Source organism: Mesorhizobium sp. M4B.F.Ca.ET.089.01.1.1, assembly GCF_004022605.1.
Lineage (GTDB): Bacteria > Pseudomonadota > Alphaproteobacteria > Rhizobiales > Rhizobiaceae > Mesorhizobium > Mesorhizobium abyssinicae.
This window is the reverse complement of record NZ_RZOS01000467.1, coordinates 1-4,225: the sequence shown is the minus strand read 5'-3', so window position 1 is coordinate 4,225 and position 4,225 is coordinate 1. Positions and strand designations below refer to the sequence as shown.

At 65.6% G+C, this 4,225-nt stretch carries 4 protein-coding genes and 1 pseudogene; 1 reads left to right on the top strand and 4 read right to left on the bottom strand.

Annotated features, from left to right (window positions below):
* A pseudogene (locus tag EN780_RS28660) lies at positions 1-570 on the top strand (NAD-dependent epimerase); the annotation flags it as partial.
* Between the two features lie 7 nt (positions 571-577).
* Here EN780_RS28660 and EN780_RS28655 read toward each other — a convergent pair.
* The 4 genes from EN780_RS28655 to EN780_RS28640 all read right to left on the bottom strand — a co-directional run.
* A complete protein-coding gene (locus EN780_RS28655) occupies positions 578-1,795 on the bottom strand; it encodes a nickel/cobalt transporter (protein ID WP_245500168.1) in 1,218 nt (405 codons plus the stop codon).
* Positions 1,796-1,898: 103 nt separating this feature from the next.
* The gene (locus EN780_RS28650) at positions 1,899-2,567 is read right to left on the bottom strand and encodes a DUF1007 family protein (protein ID WP_128275967.1); all 669 of its coding nucleotides are present in this window, start codon (positions 2,565-2,567) and stop codon (positions 1,899-1,901) included.
* An 86-nt stretch (positions 2,568-2,653) separates the two neighbouring features.
* Positions 2,654-3,553, bottom strand: coding sequence for a LysR family transcriptional regulator (locus EN780_RS28645; protein WP_128275966.1), 900 nt, complete (start codon positions 3,551-3,553; stop codon positions 2,654-2,656).
* A gap of 3 nt (positions 3,554-3,556) precedes the next feature.
* On the bottom strand, positions 3,557-4,225 hold a 669-nt coding region (locus tag EN780_RS28640), incomplete at its 5' end, for an amidase family protein (protein WP_245500167.1).

Sequence of the window (4,225 nt, the reverse complement as noted above, 5' to 3'; positions counted from 1 at the left end):
GACGAATTCCACCCGACGCCGCTGACCTCGTACGGCACGCAGAAACAGATGAGCGAGGCGCTGCTTGCCGACTATACGCGGCGCGGCTTCTTCGATGGCATCGGCATCAGGCTGCCGACCATCTGCGTGCGGCCAGGCAAGCCGAACAAGGCGGCCTCGGGGTTCTTCTCCGGCATCATCCGGGAGCCGCTCGCCGGCCAGGAGGCGATCCTGCCGGTGCCGCGCTCGGTGCTGCATACCCACGCCAGCCCGCGCTCGGCGGTGAACTTCCTGATCCACGCGGCGGAGATCGACGGCGCCGCCGTCGGGCCGCGCCGCAACCTCACAATGCCCGGCGTCGCCGTCACCGTCGGCGAGCAGATCGAGGCGCTGGAGCGGGTCGCCGGTTCAGATGTGGCGAAGCTGATCCGCGAGCAGCCCGACGACACCATCTGGGCGATCGTCAAAGGCTGGCCGACACGGTTCGAGGCGAAGCGCTCAAGGGAACTTGGATTCGCCGCCGAGACGAGTTTCGACGAGATCATCCGCGCCCATATCGAGGACGAGCTGGGTAACAAATTGGCGGGTTGATTCGGCATCAGACGCCGCCGGTCAGGCCGGCCGACAGCAGCAGCAGTCCGACCACGAAGATGAACGCCGCGCCGCCGATCTCGACGAAGGAATGGATGCGGTTGCCCATGCGACCGTCGCCGGCGAAATAGACGGCCCAGTTCTTGGCGGTCACCGCAAGCGTCGCCAGGGCAGATACGGTGATCGCGGTGCCGATCGACATGGCGAGCACCGACAGCAGGCCGCCCAGCCAGAGCCCGTTGAGCAGGGCAAAGCTCAGCACGATCAGCGCGCCCGAGCAGGGGCGGATGCCGACGGCGGCCACCGCCGACCACGCCGTGCGCCAGTCGAAATGGTCGCCCGACAGCAGCGCCGGATCGGGGGCGTGCGAATGGCCGCAGGTCTCGCAGACTTCGCCGGCGGCGTGGTCATGATGGTGGTGATCGTGCGCAAGATCGTGCGCGCCGTGGGCGTGGTGCTGGTGACCATGCGCGCCGTGGCCATGCGCGTGCGAATGGTGGGCCGCGTGGTCGTCCTGGTCGTGCGTGTGAAGGGCGTGGGCATGCGCGGCGTGCGAATGACCCGCATGTGAATGCCCTGCGTGGGAATGGCCGGCCTGCGAGTGTCCTGCATGCGAGTGCCCGGCATGGGCCGCCGAGAGGCTGTAGGCCGTGCCGGCGCCGAACAGGCGGCGGATGGCGGGACCCGCCTTGCGCCAGAGCAGCCAGGCGCCGAACAGGGTGACCAGCACATAGCTGGAGATTTCCAGGAACCATGCCGCGTCGGTCATCGACACCGTGGTGCCGCGCAGCACGAAATAGGCGAGCATCATGACCACGACCGCCGTCAGCCCCTGCAGCAGCGCCGAGACGAAGGACAGCATGATGCCGCGCTTCAGCGCCACCTCATTGGCCACCATGTAGGACGAGATCACCGCCTTGCCGTGTCCGGGGCCGGCGGCGTGGAAGATGCCATAGGCGAAGGAGAGGCCGATCAGCAGCCACAGTTTGCTGCCGTCCTGGCGCATCGCCTTCATCGCGCTAGCCAGCGCATGGTAGAATTCCTGCTGGCGCAGGTTGATCCACATCAGGACATGGGCGAACGGACCGCTGGCGGAGGGCGCCATGCCGTCATTGGTGCCGATGCCGAGCGAGCTCTGCGCATGGGCGACGCCCGGCAGATGGATTATCACCAGGGTGGCGGCCGCAAGGCCGAGCGCCAAGCGGATATTCGTGGGATACCCCACGAATATCCGCTTGGATTCCCTTGTTTGCCGCAGGTTCCGATCGCAAAACCGCAGGACACTTTTGCGGAACCTGCTTGCGCGCAGCGACGGTTTCATCACCGATCTATCCTTCCGGCGGGCAGTTCAGTTCGAGCTTGGTGGCGAAGATCTTGCTCATGTCGGTGCCTGTCGGATCGTTGAAAAAGGCTTCCGTCAGGGTCTTCTGGTTCTGGGCGATCGCCTCATCCGGGTCGGGGCGGACGACCTTCCTGGTGCAGGTCGAGGGCAGGCCCTCGACGGTCAGGTTCGAATCGTCGGTGAAGTCGATCGCGGTGTAGAAGGTCGGGTCATAGACGCCGATGTCGATCTTGCCGGTGAGCTTGATCGGGACTTTCGGTTCGGATTCGAACAGGATGATCAGCTGGTCATTGTCGAAATTGGCCATCAGGTGCGGCGGCGGGGTCATCGCCACATCCTTGCCGTCCTGGGTGACGAGCTGGAAATAGTTGAACTCCGCCAGCGAGGAATGGACGGTGTCGGCCACTTCCTTCAGCTCCTTGTCGTCAAGCTTCAGGTCGGAGTTCTTGTCGAACTCCATCATCACCGTACTCGAAAACAGGTCGTCGAAACGCCAGAGATGGCGCAACGCCTTCACACTTTGGTGATCCTCGCTGAGGATGACGTCGAGGCGGGCCTCGGCGAAGACGTGGGGATGCACCTCGGCCGGTTCGACCGCCGCGAACGTCGCCGCCAAGGCGGAAGACAGCATGATTGCTTGCCGTTTCAGGTGCATTGCGGATGGCGATTCCGTGGATTGGACGATTGCCCGAGAGTTACCAGAAAGGGGGCGAAATTGGGACCGCGCCGGCTGCCGGCGTGTCAGGCGCTTTCTCGCGTCTTGAACCACTGCACCAGGAAATCGACGAAGACGCGCACCTTGGCCGGCAGATAGCGCCGGTGCGGATAGACGGCGAAGATGCCGCTACCGGAGAGCAGGCGGTCGTCCAATGCCGTCACCAGCCGGCCGCTCTCGATCTCGGGGATGGCGATGAAATCGGGCAGCATGGTGAAGCCAAGGCCGGCAACGGCGGCGGCCCGCGCGGTCATCGGGCTGTTGACCTCGATAGGGCCGGAGACCGACACGCTCATCGTCTCGCCGGCGTCGCCCTTGAACGGCCAGTTGGTCAGCCAGCGGCCATTGGTGTCGATGATGCAGGGGATGCGGGCGAGGTCCTGCGGACGCATCGGCATGCCGTGCCTGGCGATCAGGTCCGGCGATGCGCACAGCCTGACAGAAAAGGGCGCAAGGCGCCTTGCGATCAGCGAGGAATTCTCCAGCCTGGAGATGCGCACGGCGAGGTCGAAACCCTCCTCGACCAGATCGACGAAACGGTCGTCGAGATGGATGTCGAGCACGATGTCGGGATGCTCCTTGGCGAAGTCGATCAGCGATTGGCCGATCGGCGCGTCGGCGAAGGTGCGCGCCGCCGAAAGCTTGATGCGGCCGCGCACATCGCCGGAGGATTCGCGCACCGCATCGGCCAGGCTGTCGACCTCGCGCACGATCTCGGAGGCGCGCCTGTAGTAGGTATGGCCGGCCTCGGTCATCGAGAACTGCCTGGTGGTGCGGTTCAGGAGCAGGGCGCCGAGCTCGTCCTCCAGCTCGCGCACATATTTCGACAGCAGCGCCTTGGAGCGGCCGATCTTGCGCGCGGCGGCCGAAAAGCCTTCGGCCTCGACGACGTCGATGAAGGCGCGCATGCGGGTCAGCGTGTCCATGGCTCAGGCCTTTCGTGCGGCGTCGAGGAGTTTGCGGCCGAGCCGTATCAGGGCGACATCGCTTCCGGAAGGGCCGAGCAGCGACAGGCCGAACGGGGCGCCGTCGACCGATCCGAGCGGCAGCGTGATCTGCGGGAAGCCGGAGAGGCCGGAGAGGCACAATAGATGCAGTGCCCTTTCGCGGTAGGTCTGCAGCTGTTCCGGCGCGTTCTTGACGAGCGGCGCAGCGCCCGGAACCGTCGGCAGGACGAGAAAGCCATGGCTGCCGAGCAGGGCGGCGAGCTCGGCGCGGAAGGCCAGCCGGCGCGTCGTCTCGGTTTCGACCGTCCTGGCATCGACCGCACGGCCAAAAGCGAAACGCTCGTCGACGCCCGGCCCGAGACCGCGCTCGCCGCTGCTGATCCAGTCGCCATGCTCCTGCCATGCCTCGAAGGCCTGCAGGCGGCGAAAGCACCAATAGAGCTCGTCGGGGAATGAGGTGAAACTGTACTCCAGCTGCGCCGGCTCGCCGATGACGGAAGCGACGAGCGCCTTCATCCTGGCATATTCGGCGGCTTCGGCCGGGCCCGACACCAAGGCGTCCAGCCAGCCGATCGACAGCGGCCGGTTGAGCGCATGCTGATGCGGGTCGCGGCCGAGCAGCAGCTTGCCGACCGCCTCATAGGTTTCGAT